This window comes from Arthrobacter sedimenti, assembly GCF_042652025.1.
Classification (GTDB): domain Bacteria; phylum Actinomycetota; class Actinomycetes; order Actinomycetales; family Micrococcaceae; genus Arthrobacter; species Arthrobacter sedimenti.
The window spans coordinates 26,647-47,669 of sequence record NZ_JBHSDQ010000004.1 but is presented as its reverse complement, the minus strand read 5'-3'; the positions used below and the strand labels follow the sequence as shown (position 1 = coordinate 47,669).

General features: G+C 65.8%; 22 protein-coding genes and 1 pseudogene. 15 read left to right on the top strand and 8 right to left on the bottom strand.

The window, feature by feature from the left end; genetic code table 11:
- The first annotated feature begins 8 nt into the window (after positions 1-8).
- A complete protein-coding gene (locus ACFO0G_RS10710; RefSeq protein ID WP_376977540.1) occupies positions 9-1,106 on the top strand; it encodes a ferredoxin reductase in 1,098 nt (365 codons plus the stop codon).
- Positions 1,107-1,119: 13 nt separating this feature from the next.
- Entirely contained in the window at positions 1,120-2,301 is a 1,182-nt protein-coding gene (locus ACFO0G_RS10705; protein WP_286399249.1) for a fatty acid desaturase family protein, read from the top strand.
- A gap of 70 nt (positions 2,302-2,371) precedes the next feature.
- Here the strand turns inward: ACFO0G_RS10705 and ACFO0G_RS10700 are convergent, their stop codons facing one another.
- Both ACFO0G_RS10700 and ACFO0G_RS10695 read right to left on the bottom strand, forming a co-directional pair.
- Complete coding sequence (locus ACFO0G_RS10700; RefSeq protein ID WP_376977537.1) at positions 2,372-3,466, bottom strand: cation diffusion facilitator family transporter; 1,095 nt, start codon at positions 3,464-3,466, stop codon at positions 2,372-2,374.
- Positions 3,463-3,840, bottom strand: coding sequence for an ArsR/SmtB family transcription factor (locus ACFO0G_RS10695; protein WP_376977535.1), 378 nt, complete (start codon positions 3,838-3,840; stop codon positions 3,463-3,465). The genes ACFO0G_RS10700 and ACFO0G_RS10695 overlap by 4 nt, the downstream gene beginning before the upstream one ends.
- A gap of 163 nt (positions 3,841-4,003) precedes the next feature.
- Between ACFO0G_RS10695 and ACFO0G_RS10690 the strand changes: the two genes are divergently transcribed.
- On the top strand, positions 4,004-4,840 hold the full coding sequence (locus tag ACFO0G_RS10690) for an alpha/beta fold hydrolase (protein WP_376977533.1): 837 nt from the start codon (positions 4,004-4,006) through the stop codon (positions 4,838-4,840).
- 83 nt (positions 4,841-4,923) lie between these two features.
- On the opposite strand, the gene ACFO0G_RS10685 is transcribed toward ACFO0G_RS10690, so the two are convergent.
- Both ACFO0G_RS10685 and ACFO0G_RS10680 read right to left on the bottom strand, forming a co-directional pair.
- A complete protein-coding gene (locus tag ACFO0G_RS10685) occupies positions 4,924-5,349 on the bottom strand; it encodes a response regulator transcription factor (RefSeq protein WP_286399240.1) in 426 nt (141 codons plus the stop codon).
- 69 nt (positions 5,350-5,418) lie between these two features.
- Positions 5,419-6,162, bottom strand: coding sequence for a GAF and ANTAR domain-containing protein (locus ACFO0G_RS10680; RefSeq protein ID WP_286404607.1), 744 nt, complete (start codon positions 6,160-6,162; stop codon positions 5,419-5,421).
- Positions 6,163-6,415: 253 nt separating this feature from the next.
- Here ACFO0G_RS10680 and ACFO0G_RS10675 point away from each other — a divergent pair, with 253 nt between their 5' ends.
- From ACFO0G_RS10675 to ACFO0G_RS10660, 4 genes are all read left to right on the top strand, one after another.
- Positions 6,416-7,009 carry an adenylate kinase gene (locus ACFO0G_RS10675; RefSeq protein ID WP_286399237.1) on the top strand — a complete coding sequence of 198 codons (594 nt, stop codon included), beginning with the start codon at positions 6,416-6,418 and terminating at the stop codon, positions 7,007-7,009.
- Between the two features lie 44 nt (positions 7,010-7,053).
- A complete protein-coding gene (locus ACFO0G_RS10670) occupies positions 7,054-7,920 on the top strand; it encodes an NAD-dependent epimerase/dehydratase family protein (protein ID WP_286399234.1) in 867 nt (288 codons plus the stop codon).
- A 355-nt stretch (positions 7,921-8,275) separates the two neighbouring features.
- Positions 8,276-9,943 carry a S8 family serine peptidase gene (locus tag ACFO0G_RS10665; protein WP_376977530.1) on the top strand — a complete coding sequence of 556 codons (1,668 nt, stop codon included), beginning with the start codon at positions 8,276-8,278 and terminating at the stop codon, positions 9,941-9,943.
- Positions 9,944-10,118: 175 nt separating this feature from the next.
- A complete protein-coding gene (locus tag ACFO0G_RS10660; RefSeq protein ID WP_376977528.1) occupies positions 10,119-10,904 on the top strand; it encodes a phosphatase PAP2 family protein in 786 nt (261 codons plus the stop codon).
- Positions 10,905-10,938: 34 nt separating this feature from the next.
- On the opposite strand, the gene ACFO0G_RS10655 is transcribed toward ACFO0G_RS10660, so the two are convergent.
- Positions 10,939-11,256 (bottom strand): MerR family transcriptional regulator, encoded by a 318-nt coding sequence (locus ACFO0G_RS10655; RefSeq protein WP_376977526.1) that lies wholly within the window; start codon positions 11,254-11,256, stop codon positions 10,939-10,941.
- A gap of 141 nt (positions 11,257-11,397) precedes the next feature.
- Here ACFO0G_RS10655 and ACFO0G_RS10650 point away from each other — a divergent pair, with 141 nt between their 5' ends.
- The 4 genes from ACFO0G_RS10650 (at position 11,398) to ACFO0G_RS10635 (ending at position 14,401) form a co-directional block, all read left to right on the top strand.
- Complete coding sequence (locus ACFO0G_RS10650) at positions 11,398-11,823, top strand: Hsp20/alpha crystallin family protein (RefSeq protein WP_286404604.1); 426 nt, start codon at positions 11,398-11,400, stop codon at positions 11,821-11,823.
- Between the two features lie 65 nt (positions 11,824-11,888).
- On the top strand, positions 11,889-12,284 hold the full coding sequence (locus ACFO0G_RS10645; RefSeq protein WP_376977524.1) for a J domain-containing protein: 396 nt from the start codon (positions 11,889-11,891) through the stop codon (positions 12,282-12,284).
- 78 nt (positions 12,285-12,362) lie between these two features.
- Entirely contained in the window at positions 12,363-12,740 is a 378-nt protein-coding gene (locus ACFO0G_RS10640; RefSeq protein WP_142132599.1) for a hypothetical protein, read from the top strand.
- Between the two features lie 98 nt (positions 12,741-12,838).
- Positions 12,839-14,401 (top strand): glycoside hydrolase family 1 protein, encoded by a 1,563-nt coding sequence (locus tag ACFO0G_RS10635; RefSeq protein WP_376977521.1) that lies wholly within the window; start codon positions 12,839-12,841, stop codon positions 14,399-14,401.
- Positions 14,402-14,458: 57 nt separating this feature from the next.
- Here the strand turns inward: ACFO0G_RS10635 and ACFO0G_RS10630 are convergent, their stop codons facing one another.
- Positions 14,459-15,571 carry an App1 family protein gene (locus ACFO0G_RS10630; RefSeq protein ID WP_376977519.1) on the bottom strand — a complete coding sequence of 371 codons (1,113 nt, stop codon included), beginning with the start codon at positions 15,569-15,571 and terminating at the stop codon, positions 14,459-14,461.
- A 32-nt stretch (positions 15,572-15,603) separates the two neighbouring features.
- Positions 15,604-16,334, bottom strand: a pseudogene (locus tag ACFO0G_RS10625) (DUF72 domain-containing protein).
- Between the two features lie 64 nt (positions 16,335-16,398).
- On the opposite strand from ACFO0G_RS10625, the gene ACFO0G_RS10620 reads away from it, so the two are divergent.
- The 3 genes from ACFO0G_RS10620 (at position 16,399) to ACFO0G_RS10610 (ending at position 19,316) form a co-directional block, all read left to right on the top strand.
- Positions 16,399-18,198, top strand: coding sequence for a glycoside hydrolase family 15 protein (locus ACFO0G_RS10620; protein WP_376977517.1), 1,800 nt, complete (start codon positions 16,399-16,401; stop codon positions 18,196-18,198).
- 114 nt (positions 18,199-18,312) lie between these two features.
- Positions 18,313-18,603, top strand: coding sequence for a hypothetical protein (locus ACFO0G_RS10615; RefSeq protein WP_286399205.1), 291 nt, complete (start codon positions 18,313-18,315; stop codon positions 18,601-18,603).
- Between the two features lie 11 nt (positions 18,604-18,614).
- Entirely contained in the window at positions 18,615-19,316 is a 702-nt protein-coding gene (locus ACFO0G_RS10610) for an HAD family hydrolase (RefSeq protein WP_376977515.1), read from the top strand.
- 19 nt (positions 19,317-19,335) lie between these two features.
- Here ACFO0G_RS10610 and ACFO0G_RS10605 read toward each other — a convergent pair whose 3' ends face one another.
- The gene (locus ACFO0G_RS10605) at positions 19,336-19,584 is read right to left on the bottom strand and encodes a hypothetical protein (protein ID WP_376977513.1); all 249 of its coding nucleotides are present in this window, start codon (positions 19,582-19,584) and stop codon (positions 19,336-19,338) included.
- 200 nt (positions 19,585-19,784) lie between these two features.
- On the opposite strand from ACFO0G_RS10605, the gene ACFO0G_RS10600 reads away from it, so the two are divergent.
- Positions 19,785-20,966 carry a zinc-dependent alcohol dehydrogenase gene (locus ACFO0G_RS10600; protein WP_376977511.1) on the top strand — a complete coding sequence of 394 codons (1,182 nt, stop codon included), beginning with the start codon at positions 19,785-19,787 and terminating at the stop codon, positions 20,964-20,966.
- Positions 20,967-21,023 lie beyond the last annotated feature (57 nt).

Genomic DNA, 21,023 nt, shown 5'->3' with positions numbered 1-21,023 from the left:
TTTGACGCATGATCCGGCTACGACAGCTGGCCCAGGCGGCTTCAGTACTCACCACCCCCTTGGCGCCCGAGGACATCCTCTCGCTTTTCAACCCGGTCTACTCTGCCCGGCAGCTGCGGGGCGTGGTCACCCGGGTGGTCCAGGAGACCGCCCAGTCCGCCACCATCTTCTTCCGCCCCGGCCGCGGCTGGAAAGCGCATCTTGCAGGGCAGTGGGCGCGCATCGGCGTCGAACTCGACGGTGTCCGCCACTGGCGGTCCTACTCGCTCAGCGCCCCCGCCGGCAAGGACCCGGCCATCACCGTGACCGATGTCGGTGCGGTATCCGGCACCCTGGTGCGCACCACCAAGCCCGGCGATGTCCTGTTCCTGGCCCCGCCGCAGGGTGATTTCGTCCTGCCGGAGCATCCCCGTCCGCTCCTGATGGTCACGGCCGGCAGCGGCATCACCCCGGTGATGTCCATGATCCGTACCCTGGTCCCACGGCGCCCGGATGCCGACGTCGTGCTGGTCCATTCAGCCCGCACGCGGGATGACAGCCTGTTCCGTGAGGAACTGGCTGAGCTTGCCGACCAGTTCCCGAATTTCCGGCTGGCGCACTGGTACACCGGGGAGCAGGGCCGCATGGACTTCTCCAGCACCAAGGAGCTGGACGAGATCTGCCCGGACTGGAAGGAACGGGCAGCCTACGCCTGCGGCCCGGACAGCTTCCTTGATGACGCCGAGGCGTTGTGGAAGCGGGCTGCCCTGACCACACGGGCGCCCGGCACTGACGTCGCCGTGGCGGGAGACGCCGGCAATCTGATGATCGAACGCTTCAACACCACCTTTAACGCCGCTGTGGGGCACGACGGCGGCCTGGTCACCTTCGAAGCCAGCGACCGGGAGGTGGAGGCCGACGGCGACACCCCCATCCTGGACATCGGCGAGGACGCCGGGGTGCTGATGCCCAGCGGTTGCCGTATGGGCATCTGCCACAGTTGCCTCACGCCATTGCTGGCAGGGCAGGTCCGCGACCTCCGTACCGGAGAAATCCACGGCGAACCCGGCCAACTGATCCAAACGTGTGTCTCGGCAGCCGCCGGACCCGTCAACCTCGAACTCTGAGGAGCAGTACCGTATGTCTGTCATCTCACCCACCAAAACCACCGCCGCAGGTGCCAACGCGGGCTCCTCACGCACTCGCCCCGGAAAGCTGGCCGAATCGGGCAGCCCCACCGTCAGGCCGCCGGCAGCCGCGCACCTTTCGGATGAACAGGTGGCGGAACTGGGCCGCGAGCTCGACGCCATCCGGGACGAGATCCTGGCCAAGCGGGGCGCGGAGGACGCCGCCTACATCCGCCGCATGATCAAGATCCAGCGCGGCCTGGAGCTCTCCGGCCGCGCCGCACTGCTGGTGGGCAAGAACAAGGCCGCCTGGGTCACAGGCACAACGCTGCTGAGCCTGGCCAAGATCCTGGAAAACATGGAACTGGGGCACAACATCCTGCACGGCCAGTGGGACTGGATGCGGGACCCGGACATCCACTCCACCACCTGGGAATGGGACTTCGTCACTCCGTCCCGGTCGTGGCAGCACACCCACAATGACCTGCACCACCGCTGGACCAACGTGGTGGGCAAGGACAACGACGTCGGATACAACCTCCTGCGCATGGACGAGCAGCAGCCGTGGAAGCCCATCAACCTGGCCAACCCGCTGTTCAACGCCATCCTGGCACCGGTCTTTGAGTGGGGCATTGCCATCTATGACCTCGAGCTGACCGAGTACAGGGAAGGCACCAAGTCCAAGGAGGCCCTGCTCAAGGACCTTCAGGCGCTGGGCAAGAAGGTCATCACCCAGTTCACCAAGGACTACGCCGCAACCCCCGCCCTGGCCATGCTGACCGGCTCCGCCAAGCAGGCCCTGTTTGGCACCATTGCCGCCAACGCCATCCGCAACGTCTGGGCCCATGCGGTGATCTTCTGCGGCCACTTCCCGGAAGGCACCGACACCTTTACCGAGGAAATGGTTGACGGGGAGACCCGCGGAGACTGGTACGTGCGCCAGATGATCGGTTCGGCGAACATCTCGGGGTCGAAGTTCATGCACCTCATGACCGGAAACCTCTCGCACCAGATCGAGCACCACCTCTTCCCGGACCTGCCTTCCAACCGGTATGCGGAGGTGGCGCCCAGGGTCCGCGAGATCTGCCAGCGCTACGGCCTGAAGTACACCACCGGTCCGCTGGTGAAGCAGGTGGGTTCGTCCTGGGCCAAGGTCTTCAAACTGGCGCTGCCCGGAAAGACCGCCCGCGCCTAGCGGAATCCATTAATACAGAAGTGACCCGGCTGGCCCTGCCAGCCGGGTCACTTCTGTGTTAGTGCCGCTGTTACCGCCGGCTGGCTGGGGCCAGGAGCATATGGTCCAGTTTGGGCAGCGCATGCCGGAGCTGGTGCTCTGCGCGGTGAAGGGTTTCTTCCGCCTCCGACAACGCGGTGTCCGCCAGTTCGACGCGGGCCGACCCCTGCAGCCGGTGGCCGGACCAGCGCAGCTGCAGGTGCTGGACTGAAAGCACGCCCGGCGTCTGCGCCAGCGCGGCCTCCGCACGTGACACCAGTTCCGGCTCGATGCCGTCCATCAGCCGGCGCCCGATGCTGCGGACCGTGCCCCACAGCAGCACCATGATGGCAGCGGAGATGACGAGCCCGACGATCGGGTCCGCCAGCGGAAAGCCGAGCATGACGCCCACGGCGCCGACCACCACGGCCAGCGAGGTGAAGCCGTCCGTCCGGGCGTGCACGCCGTCCGCAACAAGTGCGGCGGAACCGATCCTGTGGCCGACCCGGATCCGGTAAATCGCCACCGCTTCGTTTCCTGCAAAGCCGATCAGGCCTGCCGCCATGACCCAGCCCAGGTTCTGCAGCGGCTGCGGATTGATCAGCCGGTCCACCGACTGCCAGCCGGCCACGACGGCCGAGAGGGCCACCACGGCCACGATGAACAGGCCGGCTAAGTCCTCGGCCCTGCCGTAGCCGTAGGTGTACCGGCGGGTGGCGGCCCTGCGCCCCAGGATGAACGCAATCCACAGGGGCACCGCGGTCAGGGCGTCGGAAAAGTTGTGGATGGTGTCCGCCAGCAGGGCCACCGAACTGCTGAACAGGACCACCACGAACTGCAGAACGGTGGTGGCCAGCAGAAGGAACATGCTGATTTTCAGCGCCCGGATGCCCTCGGTGCTGGCCTCCATCGCATCGTCGATCGAATCGGCGGCATCGTGCGTATGCGGGACGAACAGCTCGATCAGCCAACCCTTGAAGCCGGAGTGGTGATGATGCCCGTGGTCGTGGTCGTGGTCGTGGTCGTGGTCGTGGTCGTGGCTGTGCCCATGGCTGTGGTCGTGGCCGTGATCATGCCCGTGCCCGGCGTGGCCGTCCTCGTGGGGGTGGCTGTGCGTATGCGTCGACTCCTGATGCGGCCCGGTCATGAAGCGCTCCTGTCTGCAGTGTGGGCGGGAACGCGGTGGTGCGCGGGCTCCCCGCCGAGTGCGTGCTCGGCTTGGAAGATGGCGTCGGCCACCAACTGGCGGGCGTGCTCATTCTCCAGCCGGTACAGCACCCGCGTGCCCTCCTGCCGCGTGGACACCATCCTGGCGAGGCGCATCTTGGCCAGGTGCTGGGAGACGGCGGCGGGGGATTTGCCCACCACATCGGCCAGGGCTCCCACCGCCATCTCGCCGTCACGCAGCGCCAGGATGATCCGCACCCTGGTGGCGTCGGCCAGCATGGCGAAGACCTCCACCGCCAGCTCCACATACTGGCTGTCTGTGCCCAACGAGCAAGTATTAGTATCTGCATTCATGCGCATATAGTGTCATAACTTCAGCCCTGGAGCACAATTTGGGCAGTCCCGCTGCGGTCGAATTCAGGCCTGCTCCCGGGCGGCGGCGCACCCTAAAGTAGGAGGTGCACGGCCACGGCGCTCCGCCTGCCGCCCTGATCAGTCTCGAAAGGAATTCGCCCCGATGGCTTTCATCACCGTAGGTACCGAGAACAGCACTGATATCGAGCTCTACTACGAGGACCACGGCTCGGGCCAGCCCGCGGTGCTGATCCATGGCTACCCGCTGGATGGCTCCTCCTGGGAGAAGCAGACCGCGGCTCTCCTGGGTGCGGGCTACCGGGTTATCACGTACGACCGCCGCGGTTTCGGCAAATCCAGCAAGCCCACGGAGGGCTATGACTACGACACCTTCGCTGCGGACCTCAACACCCTGCTCACCACCCTGGACCTGAACGACGTTGTACTGGTGGGCTTCTCCATGGGAACCGGCGAGGTGGGCCGCTACCTGGGCACCTACGGCTCCGTCCGCGTCGCCCGTGCCGCGTTCCTGGGCTCACTGGAGCCGTACCTGCTTAAGACCGACGACAACCCCGACGGCGTCCCGCAGGACGTGTTCGACGGCCTCAAGGAAGCTGTTACTGCTGACCGGTACGCCTTCTTCTCCGAGTTCTTCAAGAACTTCTACAACGCGGACACCTTCCTGGGCACCCCGCGCCTCAGCCAGGAAGCGGTGAACGCCAGCTGGAACCTTGCTGCAAGCGCCGGTGCCACCGCATCGGTCGCCGCCCAGCCCACCTGGCTCACCGACTTCCGCCAGGACATCCCCAAGATCGATGTTCCGGCCCTGATCGTGCACGGCACCGCCGACAACATCCTCCCCATCGATTCCACCGGGCGGCTGTTCGCCAAGGCACTGCCCAGCGCTGAGTACGTGGAGATCGAAGGCGCACCGCACGGCCTGCTGTGGACGCATGCCGCAGAGGTCAACCAGGCGCTGCTCGGCTTCCTTTCCAAGTAGGCGCTGACGGAAGAAGGGCGACGGCGGCTGCCCGCCGCCGTCGCCCTTCTTCCCAACGGCCGTTCCCGGCCAGGGCGTTGTGCCTAGGCGTGGGGTTCGCCTGCCGTTGTCTGTTTCCGGGACGCAGGCTGTTCTAACGGCGGTGTTGATGCCACAAGTTGCCGTGCCAGCTCTTTCAGTTCCCCTGGACGGAACGGCTTGGTGAGATAGCCGGCAGCCCCTGACGCCATGCCGGCCAGCACGTCGTCGTTCTCGGAACGTGCCGTCAGGAACAACAGGGGTGCGGTGGTGAGGGCACGGATGGCGCGGGCCACCACGTGCCCGTCCATATCCGGCAGCCCAAGGTCCAGGGTGACCAGGGCGATGGCGGGATCAGCAGCGGCGGCGATGCCCTCTGCCCCCGTGCCCACGGCTGTCACTTCGAAGCCCGCACGGGACAGGACCACTGTGATCAGTCCCCGGATATCGTCGTCATCCTCCACGACAAGGCAAACACGCTGCTGTTCCATTCAAGGCCCCCCGGCGAAAAGTTGGCACCAGTCTACTGGTGGCGGAACACCTTGCCGCAGACCGCCGTCCTAGCCGTCGTAATGTGTACGCGCAGGCCCCTGGCCCAGGGCATTCACAACGGCAGCGGCCACATCGTGCAGCTTGGTGTTTCGGGTACTCGATGCCGTCTTCAGGATGCCGAACGCGTCCTGCTGGCTGCACCGGTTCTGGGCCATGATGATCCCCACCGCCATATCGATGACCGTGCGGGATTCCAGCGTGGCGCGGAGGTTCGCCGCCGTTTCGCTGTAATGCGCAAAGCGGACTGCGAGGCGGAGCGCCAGCGAGGTCTGGCTGACGAAATCCTCGGCGAACGCCAGCACCCGGCCTTCAAAGCGGTTGGCCCGACGGGAGTACAGCAGCAGCGCAGCCTTGGTTTCCCCTTCAAGCCGGAAAGGAAGCGCCGCGACCGATTGGACGCCCTGGGCAACGACGGCAGAGGAGTATTCCGGCCAGCGGTCATCCCCGGCAAGGTTCGGCGCGTGCACAGTCTCCTGGGCGGTGATTGCGGTGAGGCTGGGCGTTTCTGCAAACCTGTGCTCAAGCCGGCCGAGGGCCTTGGCTTCTTGGCTGCTGCTGGCGATTGTGGCTGTTTTCCGCTGCCGGAGCAGGGTGATGGCACACAGCATTTCATCGCCGGGCTCGGAGAGGTTGCGGGCGGACACCTGCGCCAGCTCCGTAAGGAAGTCCTCAACGTCGGAGCTGTTGAGGACCAGTTCATGCAGGTGTTCGGTAATGGATGTATCGGTTTTTGCTGTTGACTCGCTGGCCACGGTTCCTGGTGCCATTCGTTCAGGTCAAAACGAGCCTGCAACACACAAACGCCCCGCAACTGGGCGGGGAGCCGGTGATGGTCGCTGGATCGACGAACTTTCCAACGGCCTGCTGCTAAACCGATAACCAGAGTATATACATTCGGGGCGGCACGAAGCCCACAACCACTTGGGGCGGTGACGCCGTTTGCCGGCGCTGGAAAAGGGTACCGGTCACAATGAAGCGGGTAACGCCCCGGGGAAGGGCAGGAACATGACCAGGCTCCTCATCATCGGCCCACCAGGCTCCGGCAAAGGGACACAGGCAGAACACTTGGCGCGGCACTTCGGAGTGCCCGCCGTTTCCACCGGTGACATCTTCCGGAGCAACGTCAGCCGGCAGACAGAGCTCGGAAACCAGGCCGCGGACTACCTGGACGGCGGCCACTTCGTGCCGGACCATCTCACCAACGCGCTGGTGCAGGACCGCCTCCTTGAACACGATGTCCGGCACGGCTTCCTGCTGGACGGGTATCCGCGGACAGCGCCGCAGGCAACCGAACTCGACAACATGCTCGCGGCGCAGGGACATGCGCTGGACGCAGTTATCGAACTGCAGGCGCCGGACGCGGAACTGGAGGAGCGGATGCGCCGCCGTGCGCTGGAACAGGGACGAACGGATGACACCATCGACGTCTTCCGGCGCCGGCTGGACCTCTACCGCCGGGAGACGCATGAAGTAGTCTCGGTGTACGCGGGCCGGGGCATCCTGGTGTCCGTCAACGGCAGCGGTGATCCGGGAGCGATTACCGGTCTGGCGATCGCCGCCGTCGAACAGTTCCTGGCAGCCCCGCGTCCCCCGTCCTGACCGAAACACCACACGGAGAAGCACTCGAACAGAAGGAAACACTGATGAGAATTGCCGTTACAGGCGGAAACGGAAAACTGGGGCGGCACGTGGTGCGCAGGCTCACCGACGACGGCCACCAGGTCCTCACCCTGGACCGCGCAGGTGACCGCAGCCCGGACCTGCTGATGGTGGACCTGCGCAATTATGGCCAGGTGGTGGACGCGCTGCTGGGCGTTGATGACCGGCATGACGGGTTCGACGCCGTGGTGCACCTAGGTGCCATTCCTGCCCCCGGCATCCTTCCGGACGCAGCAACGTTTGAAAACAACATGCTCTCCACCTACAACGTCTTCCAGGCGGCACGCCGCGCGGGCATTAAGAAGGTGGTGTACGCCTCCAGCGAGACAGTGCTGGGGCTGCCGTTCGACATCGACCCGCCCTACATCCCGGTGGACGAGGAATACCCGCCCCGGCCGGAGAGCACCTACTCCCTGGTGAAGACCCTGGAGGAGCGGATGGCCGTGGAAATGACGCGGTGGGACCCGGAACTGAGCATCACGGGCCTGCGGTTCTCCAACGTCATGGACGAAGCCGACTATGCGCGGTTCCCCTCCTTCGACGAGGACGCAACCCTGCGGAAGTGGAACCTCTGGGGCTACATCGACGGCAGGGACGGTGCCCAGGCCGTGGCACGGGCACTGGAGAACGCCAAGCCAGGGTTCGAAGCCTTCATCATTGCCAATGCAGATACCGTCATGAGCCGGTCAAGCGCCAGCCTGGCCGCTGAGGTCTTCCCGGACGTCAAGGTCACCAAGGACCTGGGCGAGCACGAAACGATGCTGTCCATCGACAAGGCGCGGCGCCTGCTGGGTTTCGAACCCGAGCACAGCTGGCGGAACCACGTTCCGGCAGCCACCCGCGCCGGCTAAAACCAGCAAAAACGCCGGCCCGCAGGAATCCCCAAGGGTTGGCACAGGATCATCCAAGGAGCCGGAAGCCACACGCTTCCGGCTCCTATCCTTTTGGTACAGCCACCGTCTGTCCGGCTCCCGGGAAGGATTCCCCCGGCTGATACCGGCGCCCAGCCACCACGAGGACCCCAAAATTCGTAATCGATCCTTCCTGCTGCCTGCCCTCACGGCGCTGCTCTCCGCCGTCGCCCTTTCCACCCCGTCCCTTCCGGCCGTCGCCGCCCCTGCCTCCCCGGCCGGTTCCGGCGGAGCCGGCAACGCAACCGGCCGCTACATCGTCCAGTACGCGCCCGGAACCAATGTCGCCGCAGAGGTGTCCGGACTGCACGGCCAGGGACTCGCCGTCGGCCGCACCTTTGAACATGCCATCCGCGGCGCCGTTGTCACCGCCAACCCGGCCCAGGCGGCCGCCCTTGCCAAGTCCGGGAAGGTGCTGTCCGTCGAACCCGATGCCCCCGTCAAGGTCTCCGGGACGGAGCAGCCGGCCCCTTGGGGCCTGGACCGCGCCGACCAGCGGGCGCTGCCGCTCTCCGGTTCCTACTCCTGGACGGCGGCCGGCGCCGGCGTGACCACCTACGTGGTGGACACCGGCATCCTGGCTTCGCACACCGACTTCGGCGGCAGGGTGGCCGCCGGCTGGACCGCCGTGGCGGATGGCAACGGCACCATCGACTGCAACGGTCACGGCACCCACGTGGCCGGAACCGTTGCCGGCTCCACGTATGGAGTGGCCAAAAGCGCCACCCTGGTGCCGGTCAGGGTGCTTGACTGCAGCGGATCCGGCTACAACTCCGACGTCGTGGCCGGCCTGGACTGGATCGCCGCGAACCACGCAGCCGGCACCCCCGCCGTAGCCAACCTTAGCCTGGGCGGAGCCGCCAGCAGCACCGTGGACAATGCCATCCAGGCAGTCATTGACGACGGCGTCACCACCGTGGTTGCCGCCGGAAACTCGGCCGTGGACGCCTGCACCACCTCTCCGGCCCGCGTTCCCGCGGCCGTCACGGTGGCCGCCAGCGACTCCGCCGACAAGCAGGCATCGTTCTCCAACTTCGGATCCTGCGTGGACCTGTATGCTCCCGGCGTCGGCATCACCTCCGACTACTACACCTCCACCACTGCCACGGCATCCATGTCCGGAACCTCCATGGCGGCACCGCACACCGCCGGCGCCGCGGCCGTGCTGCTGTCTCAGAATCCTGCCCTGACGCCGGCCGACGTGGCCGCGGCGCTGGTTTCCAACGCCACGCCCGGAGTAATCGGCGGGGCCACCACCGGGACCCCGAACCGCCTGCTGTTCACCGGTACGGACGCAGCTGCTCCTGCGCATGCTCCCGCCCCTGCACCAACTGTCGCGTCCGTGTCGCCCGCGGGGAAGGCAACGGCGGTGGCAGTGGGCACCAACGTGACGGCCACCTTCAGCACCTCGGTGCAGGGCGTGTCAGCGGGGACCTTCGTGCTGCGGACTGCAGCCGGCGCCAGCATCGCCGCGGCCGTCAGTTACAACGACACCACCAGGACGGCCACCCTTGACCCGGCTGCAAACCTGGCCGCAGACACCACCTACACGGCAACCCTGGTGGGCGGAGCCTCTGCCATCCGCGATGCTGCGGGCACGCCGTTGACCACCATCAGCTGGACGTTCACCACCGGTCCGGCGCCCACTGTCACCAGCTACAGCCCGGGCAGCAATGCCTCCCTGGTCCGCAGGAGCAGCAACGTCAGTGCCACGTTCAGCGAGGCGGTCCAGGGCGTTGGCACGGCCACCTTCACCCTGAAGAACGCTTCCACCGGGGCAGTGGTGGCGGCAACGGTCTACCGCAACGGCACCACCAACCAGTGGATCCTCGATCCCCAGGCAGCGCTGGCCGCCAAGACCCGGTACACCGTAACGCTGACCGGCGGTGCCACCGGCATCCGGGACCTGGCGGGGAACCCGCTCGTTTCCCGCAGTTGGCAGTTCACCACCGGCTCGTTCTAGCCGCCAAGCTGCCGTACGCCGCGGCGCCCGCCCTGGACCACGTCCAAGGCGGGCGCCGCGGCGTACGGCCCCATGATGGAGCGAATGACCCTTCGCCGGGATAATCTTCAGCCTAGGCATTTACCATGGCCGTTATTCGGCATGGCTATAACAGGGCGCAGGGACGGGCAGCACATTGGCACAAAATTCAGCAGGTTCCGCAGTCAAGAAAGATGGCAACGGCAGGTGGCGTACCTTCCATGAGAAGTTCGTGGTGGAGGAGCGGTATATCGACCCTGCCGACCGGCGCCGCCTCTACCGGACGTCGGTGATCCTGGCCGTGGTGGGGCTGGCCCTCTTCATCGCCACACTGGTCAGCGTTGTCCAGGCCGACGGACTTTCCTTCGCCGACCACCCGGTGCACGACTGGCTCCTGACGACACGTTCGGCAGCGGTGACGGCCATCATGATCTTCCTGGCAATATTCTTCGGCCCCATCGCGCTCCCAATCATCATCCTGGTGGTGATCCTCATCTGGGGGTTTGCGGCCAAACACGCCTGGCGCCCCATCCTGCTGGCCGCGGCCATGCTGACCGGGGTGATCATCTCCCAAATCATCCTGCATATCGTCCAGCGCTCGCGGCCGCCCGTGGACCAAATGCTCTTCGGTGCGGACCAGACCTTCTCGTTCCCGTCCGGGCACGTGCTGGGCGCCTGCGACTTCCTGCTGGTGGGTGCCTACCTGATCTTCTCCCGCCGCCGGAACCCGCGGGCGGCGGTCTTCGGATTCATCAGTGCCGGGATCGGGATCGTCCTGGCCATCGCCAGCCGCCTGTACCTGGGCTACCACTGGCCAACGGACACACTTGCGTCCTTCTCACTGTCGCTGCTCATCCTTGGCGGCGTCATCGCCCTGGACACCTGGCGGACGGCCCGGATCCCCGGGGAACCTGTCACCGGAGAGCTGTCAAAGGCCGAGTAATCCCCGCGGGTGGACCTTCCATTCCAGGACCTTTTTACTGCGGCCGCGACCGTGCGCGCTTCAGGGCACGGTGGAGTTTGACGTTCGCTGCCTCCAGCTCCAGGACCTTGGCAACGCCCGCCAGGTTCAGCCCTTCTTCGAGGAGCTCGCCAATCCGCAGCAGCACCGCGATATCGTCGTCGCTGTACTGCCGGGTTCCCCCGGCAGTCCGCGACGGTGTCAGCAGACCCCTCGTTTCGTAGAGCCTGATGTTCTGCTGTCCCGTCCCCGTCAGCTCGGCCGCCACTGAGATGGCGTACAAGGCCTTTGAGCCGGGGGCCCTTGGTCCGCGTCCTGCATCAGGTCCTGCCATTGTTTCTCCCAAAATCGGCCCGTCCGGTGTCTTGCTTCAGTTTGCCACTGGTGCTATAAAAAATCTATATCCACCGCCATAGATTAATCGTCGGTGGGTAACCACAGATCCAACACCTGGAAGCTGAAGGAGTGGGAAATGATGTTGATGCGTACTGACCCGTTCCGTGAGCTGGACCGGCTCACGCAGCAGGTCTTTGGAACCACCGCCCGCCCGGCTGCCATGCCCATGGACGCCTGGCAGGAGGATGGCGAGTTCGTGGTGGCGTTCGATCTTCCCGGCGTGAAGCTGGACAGCCTGGACCTGAACGTTGAACGGAATGTCCTGACCGTCCGGGCGGAGCGCCAGGACCCCACGCAGCCCAACGTTGAGCTGGTGGCCTCGGAGCGTCCCCGTGGTGTGTTCAGCCGCCAACTGATCCTGGGCGACACCTTGGACACGGAGAAGATCAAGGCCAGCTACGACCAGGGCGTCCTGACCCTGCGGATTCCGATGGCTGAGCAGGCCAAGCCGCGCAAGATCGAGATCCAGACCCAGCAGGGCGACATGCACCAAATCGGCACCTAGATCCATGCTTTCCCGCCAGTGCCCCCGCCTTCCCGGCAGGGGCACTGGCGGAGCAGGAGGCCGGGATGACTGACATCCGCGATTACTACACCGTCCTGGGGGTGGCCAGGGATGCCACCCGGCAGGATATCTCGCACGCTTACCGCGCCCTGATGCGCAGCCACCACCCGGACATGGACGGCGGCCACCCGGACGTGGACGCTGGCCACGGGGACATTGACGGCGGCCCTGCCGCTGGGGGCGCGCACAGTGGAGACTCAAAGCAGGGGGATGAACTCCTCCGGATCATGCAGGCGTTCAACGTGCTGCGCGACCCGGAGCGGCGCGCGGCGTATGACAGGAAGCTGGCGGCAACGGCGCCCATCATCATCCCCGTCCGGAAGGTCCACAGCGCCGGGGCACCAGCCGGGCCTGCGATCCGCATCACTCCGGTGCGGTGGGAAAGCGGACCCTGGGCCTGAACCGGGCCCGGACAGCAGCCCACACTAAACAGGCCCACCATTTGAATACATACCCTTTTCAAGGAGGCGGAACACTGCATGAGCGAGTGGCGGCGCTACGATTCACACCTGATCCCCGCGTTCCACGAACGTTTTGAGCAACGGTGGGGCGCAGGCACCGCGCCCTTCCTGGACCCCGAGGCGCATGAACAGCCGCTGCCCCGGGCACAGTGGATCAACCCGGCCACCGGTGCCGCCCTGGCGGTAGTTCCGGTCTGGACCGCCGACGAGCGGCAGCAGCGTTCGTTCGGTGTGTTCTACCTGCCGCCAGGAGGGGACATCTGGGTCCTGCGGCCCGGCTACACCGGCTATTTGGAACCGTCCGATGGCGACTCGGAGCACCTGGTGACCTTGCGCAATGACGCCTTCCGCAAGGCAGTGGCGCACGCCAAGGAGTTCCTTTTCGGTTCGCAGTAGCCGCTGTGCTGCGTGGAGGGTTGCTGCTCGTCAGCCGCCCTTCCCTGTGAGATTCTGGGACATACTCTGACCACTGCGACCCAAAAAGGCTGGACCCAATGCACATCACCGCCAAGGACCTTGCAGCACTCATCCCTCCGGGGTTCACCCTTGGCGTCGCAACCGCAGCATTCCAGATCGAAGGGGCACTGGATGAGGGCGGGCGCGGTCCGGCGGCCTGGGACAGGTTCGCAGCCAAACCGGGTGCGATCGTTGAGAACCACAGCCCGGTGGTGGCGACGGACCACTACCACCGGATGCCCCAGGACGTGGCGCTCCTGAAGCAGTTGGGCGTGGACTCATACCGGTTCTCTTTCTCCTGGCCGCGCATCCAGCCCGGCGGCACCGGCCCTGCCAACAGTGCCGGGCTGGCCTTCTACGACCGGCTCCTGGACGAGCTCCTGGCCAGCGGCATCTCGCCCATGGCCACCATCTACCACTGGGACACACCCCTTGAACTGGAGGAGGCCGGCGGGTGGATGAACCGGGACACTGCCTACCGCCTGGGGGAGTACGCCGCCATCGTGGCCGAAGCATTCGGGGACAGGGTGGCCCGCTGGGTCACCATCAACGAACCTGCAACGGTGAGCGCCAACGGCTACGCATTCGGGCTGCATTCGCCGGGCAAGGAGCTGGCCTTGGGCGCCTTCCCCACCGTCCACCACCAACTGCTGGGCCATGGGCTGGCCGTCCAGGCCCTGCGCGCCGCGAGGGTACCGGGTGAGATCGGGATGACCAACGTGTACTCGCCCATGGTGCCGAACTCGATCAACCCGCTGGACAAAATCAGCGCTGGAATCATGGACCTGGGCCAGAACCGGCTCTACGCGGACCCGGTCCTCACGGGTAAGTACCCGGACCTGATCCGTGCCGCAAAGTTCTTCAGCTCGTTCGAGCATCCCGAGGAAGACATGGAGATCATCTCCCAGCCCCTGGACTTCTACGGGCTCAACTACTACATGCCCACCAAGGTGGCGGCGGGGCCCGGCGGCGGTACCGTGCCGTCAAGCATGGCTGAGGCCATGGGCAGCGACCTCAGCGCTACGGGCAGCGGGACAACGCCGTTCCACGTCGAGACCTGGCCGGAAGCGGACATCACCGCCTACGGCTGGCCGGTCAAGCCGGAGTACATGGCGGTGGCGCTGAAGGAAATGGCGGAGCGGTACCCCAGTTTGCCGCCCGTGATCATCACCGAGGGCGGCGCGAGCTTCGAGGACATCATCGTCCGGGACAAGTCCACCAACACCCGGTTCATTCCGGATGAACGCCGGCTCAAGTACCTTTCCGATCACCTGGAAACCGCGCTGCGGGCCACGGCGCCCGGCGGTGTGGCGGAGTCCATGGACCTGCGCGGCTATTACGTATGGTCCTTCCTGGACAACTTCGAATGGTCCGCCGGCTACAAGCAGCCGTTCGGCCTCCTGCACGTGGACTTCGAAACGCTGGAGCGCACGCCCAAGGCGTCCTACTTCTGGTTCCAGGAGCTCATCGAGGAACGCGACCTCGCTGCGGCGGCGGAACTGGCCATCGCCCAGGCTGTGGTCCCGGATGTTCTGGTGGATGACGGTGTGGAAGGCTCTGAAGCGCCCGACGACGGCGCGGCCTTGGGTGCCAACGCCTAGACCGCAGGTGCAGGCGCCGGCCGTGGCGGCACAGTGCCGGACCGCTACAGTGCCGGATCAGCCCCGGAGCAGGTCCAGCATGGCGAGCTGCCTTGCGATGCCGGCGCCGTCGGGGGAATAGATCCACGGCACCCTCGAGGCGGTGTGGTCCCCGTCTTCCGAGTGCCCGCCGGCGAATACCGACTCGCTGACAGACAGTTGCCGGATGGCGATCGCCGCAACCTTATCCGGGTTCTCAGCCGCGAAGGCGGAATAGATGGTTTCGTCGTGCTGGCCGTTGTCGCCGATCAGGAGCCACCGCATGTCCGGAAACTCCTGCGCCAGCCGCTCCAGATTCCGGTGCTTGTGGTCCTGGCCGCTGCGAAACCAGCGGTCCTGGGTGAGCCCCCAGTCCGTCAGCAGCAGCGCGCCCTTGGGATACATGTTGCGGGTCAGGAACCGTGCCAGCGTGGGGGCGGCGTTCCAGGGCCCGGTGGACAGGTAGATGACCGGTGCTTCGGGGTGCTCGATGGTCAGCCGGTCCAGCAGCACGGCCATGCCCGGGGTGGCCATGCGGGCGCGCTCGCTGAGCACAAAGGTATTCCACAGTGCCAGGAAGGGCCGGGGCAAGGCGGTGACCATCACGGTGTCGTCGATGTCGGAGACGATGCCGAATTCCACACCGGGAGCGATCACCTGGATCAGTGCCTCTGCCGGCTCGGTTCCCTCCGCGCGGAGTACCGCAGTGTGCCAGCCAGGGGAGAGCTGGACATCCACCTCGGTGTCGATCAGCCCGCCCCGGTCCGCCGTGACGTGGGTGACCACGTCCCCGATGGTGATTTCGACGTCGCTGTACTGCAGCGGCACCCCGGTGAAGGCGCGCCAGCCGCGGATGTTCTGGTTGCCGTTTTTCGCTTCGTGCTCCGCCTTGCTTCCCGGCAGCGGCTTCTGCGTCAGCAGCACCCGCCCCAGCACCCGCACCCGGGTGGTAGAACCGTAACCCTGGTAGGCGATGGTCTGCGGCACGAACTTCCACCGTTTGGCGAGCTGGATCCTGACGTCATTGACAGCGTCGGACACCCGGTGTGCCAGCCGGAAGAACTGGCTTCCGGAAAGCGCAACGCGGCCCTTGGTGTTGTCCTCGGGCGGGCGTGCCGTGTCATGGGCGGGGTTCTGCGGAGCCGTGTCCATGGCACCACTCTGCCACAGCGCGGCAACCGCCATCAGCCGTTGCCCAGGATCCCGCGCAGGGTCTGGGCGTTCCGCACTGCGTTCCCGCCGCCGTCGTTGTTGAAGTAGGCGTAAACGTGATGCCCGCACCGTCCCACTCCCGGATCCGGTCCGCCCACCACTGCATGTCCGCGTCCGAGTAGGAGCCGCCGTACAGGTGCTCCTGGTCCGGGCCATGCAACCGGACATAGGTGAACGGCGCGGTGGTCCGCAGGATGCAGGGCAGGTTGGCGCCGCTCATGATGCAGTACGCCGCCTGGTGGCGTTCAAGCAGCTCAAATACCTCCGGGCAGTTCCAGCTGGGGTGCCGGAATTCAAGGGCAACCCTGATCCAGGACGGCAGGACGCTCAGGAAATAGTCCAGCCTCGCGTCGTCCCGCTCCAGCTGGGGCGGGAGCTGGACCAGGAGTACGGCACGTTTGTCCCCGAGTTCATGCCAGCACCTGGTGATGCGCTCCACCCAGACTTCAGGCGAGTACAGCTTGCGGGCGTGGGTCAGTCCGCGGGGGGCCTTGACGGACATGCTGAAACCGGGCGGCAGGCGCCTGTTCCAGCCCGCGAAAGTGGTGTCCCGCGGCCACCGGTAGAAGCTGGCATTCAGTTCAACCGTGCTGAACATGGAGACGTAGCACTGGAGCCGGTCCCGGACGGGCAGCCCGGGCGGGTACAGCACGTTCTCCCAGTGGTCGTAACTCCAGCCGGAGGTGCCAATGTGGATTGCCATTTGCCTCAGGCTACACCCGGACATTTCCCCTTCCGTTGGGGGCTCTGTATGGCAGGGTAATGTCATGGTGCGAATTGAGGATTATGCGGTGGTTGGCGACCTTCACACCGGGGCCCTGGTCAGCAAGGAGGGCTCAATCGACTGGCTTTGCCTGCCACGGTTCGATTCGCCCGCGTGCTTCAACGCCCTGCTGGACACCCCGGACGCCGGCCGCTGGCTGCTGGCACCCGCGGGCGGAGGAACGTGCACCCGCCGGAGCTACCGGGACGGCAGCCTGGTCCTGGACACCGAGTGGGACACCCCGGAAGGAACCGTCCGCGTCACCGACTTCATGCCGCCCCGCGACTCCGTTGCCGACATCGTCAGGATCGTGGAAGGCGTCAGCGGCAGCGTCAGGATGCATGGCGAGCTCATCATGCGGTTTGACTACGGGCACATCATTCCATGGGTCCGCAAGGACAAGCGCGGGCTGCATGCCATCGCGGGACCGGACGCCGTCTACCTGGTCACCCCCGCACCCCTCCACGGTGAAAACATGCACACCGTCAGCGACTTCACCGTGAACGCCGGCGACAAAGTCCCGTTCGTGCTGACCTGGGCACCCAGCCATGTGGGGAGGCCGGTCAGCGTGGATGCCGAGGACGTCCTCGACAGCACCTATGAATTCTGGCGGGGATGGTCCTCGCAATGCACGGTGGAGGGGAAGTACCAGGAAGCCGTGGTTCGCTCCCTGATAACGCTCAAGGCGCTGACCTACGCCCCAACCGGTGGCATCGTTGCTGCCGTCACCACCTCCCTTCCCGAGCAGCCCGGCGGCCAGCGCAACTGGGACTACCGCTACTGCTGGCTGCGGGACGCGGCCATGACCCTGCAGGCCGCGGGGTACACAGCCGAGGCCTCTGCCTGGCGGGACTGGCTGCTCCGTGCGGTTGCCGGCGACCCCGCCGACCTGCAGATCATGTACGGGATCCACGGTGAGCGGCGGCTGCCGGAGATGGAGCTGCCCTGGCTGAAGGGCTACGAGAACTCGGCCCCTGTGCGGATTGGAAATGCGGCGGCCGAGCAGTTTCAGCTGGATGTATGGGGAGAGGTACTGGACTGCCTGGCGCTGACCCGGAACTCGCTGCTGAAGCACACTGACGAGGCCTGGGATGTGCAGATCGCGCTGATGGAACACCTGGAAACCATCTGGGACCAGCCGGACAACGGGCTCTGGGAGATGCGGGGGCCGCGCCGGCACTTTACCCACTCCAAGGTCATGGCCTGGGTCGCGGCAGACCGGATGGTCAAGGGCGTGCGCGAGTCCGGCCTCCCCGGTCCCGTGGAGCGCTGGGAGGCGCTGCGGGACCAGATCCGCGCGGACATCATGGCCAACGGATTTGACGCAGAGCGCAATACGTTCGTCCAGTCCTATGGCCGGCCCGAACTGGATGCCAGCCTGCTGCTGATTCCCAGGGTGGGCTTCCTGCCCAACGACGATCCCAAGGTCATCGGCACCATCGAGGCCATCCAACGGGAACTGACCCAGGACGGGTTCGTGCTGCGGTACAAGCCGGAAGAGAGCGACGACGGCCTGCCGGGCGATGAGGGCGTTTTCCTGGCCTGCTCGTTCTGGATGGTGGAGGCGCTCCTGGGCGCCGGGCGCCATGAGGAATCGCGCGAGCTCTTCGAACGGCTGCTGGAGCTGCGCAACGATGTGGGGCTGTTGAGTGAGGAATGGGCGGTCAAAGCCGGCCGCCAGCTGGGTAACACCCCGCAGGCGTTCAGCCACTTTGCCCTTGTGACTAGCGCTCTTGAGCTCCATCAGGATACGGTTCGGCGCAGTGACACCCCCCTTCCGTCCGCAAGGGCGGATTCGCGCTGAGGCGGCGCGGACCGGGGCTCGAACTTCTCCTTCGCGGGATAGATAAGTATACTTACTAACACCTCATGGAGTGCTCCCAAGCACAGCGCCGTGATTGATGGAGGAGTGAAAGCTATGGCCGGATTTTTTGAGCTCGTTGATGCCCCTGACGGTGGTTACCGGATCAGGATGATGGACGGAAGCGGGAACCTGATGGCCATCTCGGTCACCTTCCCCACGAAAAGGGCAGCGGTGGCAGGCGTCGCCATGGCCCGGGAAATCGCAGGCACGGGCCTTATTCGGGACAAGAGCCTGGACGGCGCCGGGTCCGTCATTCGTGAGCGCGTGCGGCCCGTCAATTCCCCCAAGGAGGAAGCGGCCAGGCGGAAAAAAGCGCCTGAGGTGCGACGGGCAGCGGTGGGCTGATGACCGAGTCCATGACACCCCCTGGCGGCGACCGACTGGGGGTCCTCTTTGACGTTGACGGCACCCTGATCGACTCGTCCTACATCCACACCATCTCCTGGTGGGGCGCTTTCCGCCAATACGGGCACGACGTGCCAATGGCGGCCATCCACCAGCTCGTCGGCATGGGTGGCGCCCGGTTGGTGGACAACCTGCTGCCATCCGACCGCGACCGTGACGAGGACGAGGACATCATGGCCAGCCATGGGGCGCTGTACGCCTCGCATTGGCCCTCGCTCCGCCCCCTGGACGGGGCCAAGGAACTGCTGGGCCAGTGCCACGCCGGCGGGCTGGCCGTTGCGCTGGCCTCCTCGGCCCGGCAGCGGGACCTGCAGGTCATGCGGTCAGTGCTGGACGCGGACGCCTTCATTGACGTGGCAACCAGCGCCAACGATGCGAAGGAAAGCAAGCCGGCGCCGGACATCCTCGAGGCGGCACTCGAGTCGGCGGGCGTGGACGCGGCGCATGCGGTCTATGTCGGGGATGCTGTGTGGGACATGAAGGCAGCCGGAGCCTTGGGCATCCCGGCCATTGGGCTCACCTGCGGGGGCATCCAGGCTGCGCAACTGCGCGAGGCGGGCGCCGTCGAGGTTTACGAAGGTCCGCGCGACCTGTTGGAAAATCTTGGCTCAAGCGCCATCGGCCGTCTGCTTGCACTGCAGCCGAACCCTTAGTTCGCCGCGGCTGCCCAACTCACAGCGGCTGGCCGCCGGGTACTGAGTCCTCGTTGCCGGCAACAGCGGGTTTTGTCCACGACACGACCACCTTGACGGAGCCGTCGCCGTTCCGCTCAATGTCGGTGGCCACCTCCGCTGCGGGCGCGCCCATCTCCTCCACCCGCTTCCGGTACGTGTCAACCAGTTCCACCAGGCTGTCCTCCGTCCATTCGCCCGGACGCATGCGGGTGGAGATTTCGACCGGTTCCGGCTGGTACAGCGACATGGCGTTCCTCTTTCGGGTGCTCTTTCTTGGTGTTCCGGGACTCTTCCTACGCTAGAAGGAGTGGACGCCTGCCACAAGCTTTTAGTCAGCATGCTTACTTTTTTCCCTCAAAACCGATACGGTCGAAGAAAGGGTGCCCGCGGGTGCCCTGCCCCGCCCCGGGAGACCCCCTACGGGCAAAGCAGAGCGAAAGGGAGACTGTGAAAGCACTGACGTGGCAAGGAAAACGGTCGGTAAGCGTAGAAGAAGTACCCGATCCCGTCATCCAGGAACCGACGGATGCGATCGTACGCATCACCTCCACCGCGATCTGCGGATCTGACCTGCACCTCTACGAGGTCCTGGGCCCGTACATGCACAAGGGCGACGTCATTGGCCACGAGCCAATGGGCATCGTGGAAGAAGTGGGCAGCGGCGTCACTAATCTCCGCAAGGGAGACCGCGTGGTGATCCCGTTCAACATCTCCTGCGGCTCCTGTTACATGTGCAAGATGGGGCTGCAATCCCAATGCGAAGTCACGCAGGTCAAGGAAAAGGGATCCGGCGCAGCCCTCTTCGGCTACTCCGAGCTGTACGGGTCCGTTCCCGGCGGCCAGGCCGAGTACCTGCGCGTGCCGCATGCCGATTACGGGCCGGTCAAGGTGGGCAATGAGCTTCCGGATGACCGGTACCTGTTCCTCTCCGACATCCTGCCCACCGCCTGGCAGGCCGTGGAATACGCGGACGTCCCGGCGGGCGGCACCCTGGCCGTGTTCGGCCTCGGGCCGGTGGGCCAGTTCGCCAGCCGCATCGGCGTCCATCGCGGGTTCCGCGTCATCGGTATCGATCCCGTCTCCGAACGGAGGGAGATGGCAGCGCGGCACGGCGTGGAAACGCTGGACCTGAGCAAGACCATCGGCGACGAACTCCGGGAAATGACCGGCGGCCGCGGCCCGGATGCGGTGGTTGACGCCGTCGGAATGGAAGCTCACGGCTCCCCGGTTGCGGGATTCGCCCACCAGGCGCTGGGGCTCCTGCCGGACAAGCTCGCGCAGAAGGCCATGGAGACCGGCGGCGTGGACCGGCTGGCGGCGCTGCACGCCTCCGTCGACGCCGTCCGCCGCGGCGGCACCCTGTCCCTCAGTGGCGTGTACGGCGGCACCGCCAGCCCCATGCCGCTGCTCACCATGTTCGACAAGCAGCTGCAGGTGCGCATGGGCCAGTGCAATGTGCGGAACTGGACGGACGCCATCCTTCCCCTCGTGGAGGACGACGCCGATCCGCTGGGCGTGATGGACCTGGTTACCCACCGTTCGGGGCTGGATGGTGCTCCCGCCCTGTACGAGAAGTTCCAGAAGAAGGAAGACGGCTGCATCAAGGTGGTCCTCAACCCGGGCGCCTAAGCCTTACCAGTAACACATAAACAGCAGGGGCCGTTATGGAAATCCATAACGGCCCCT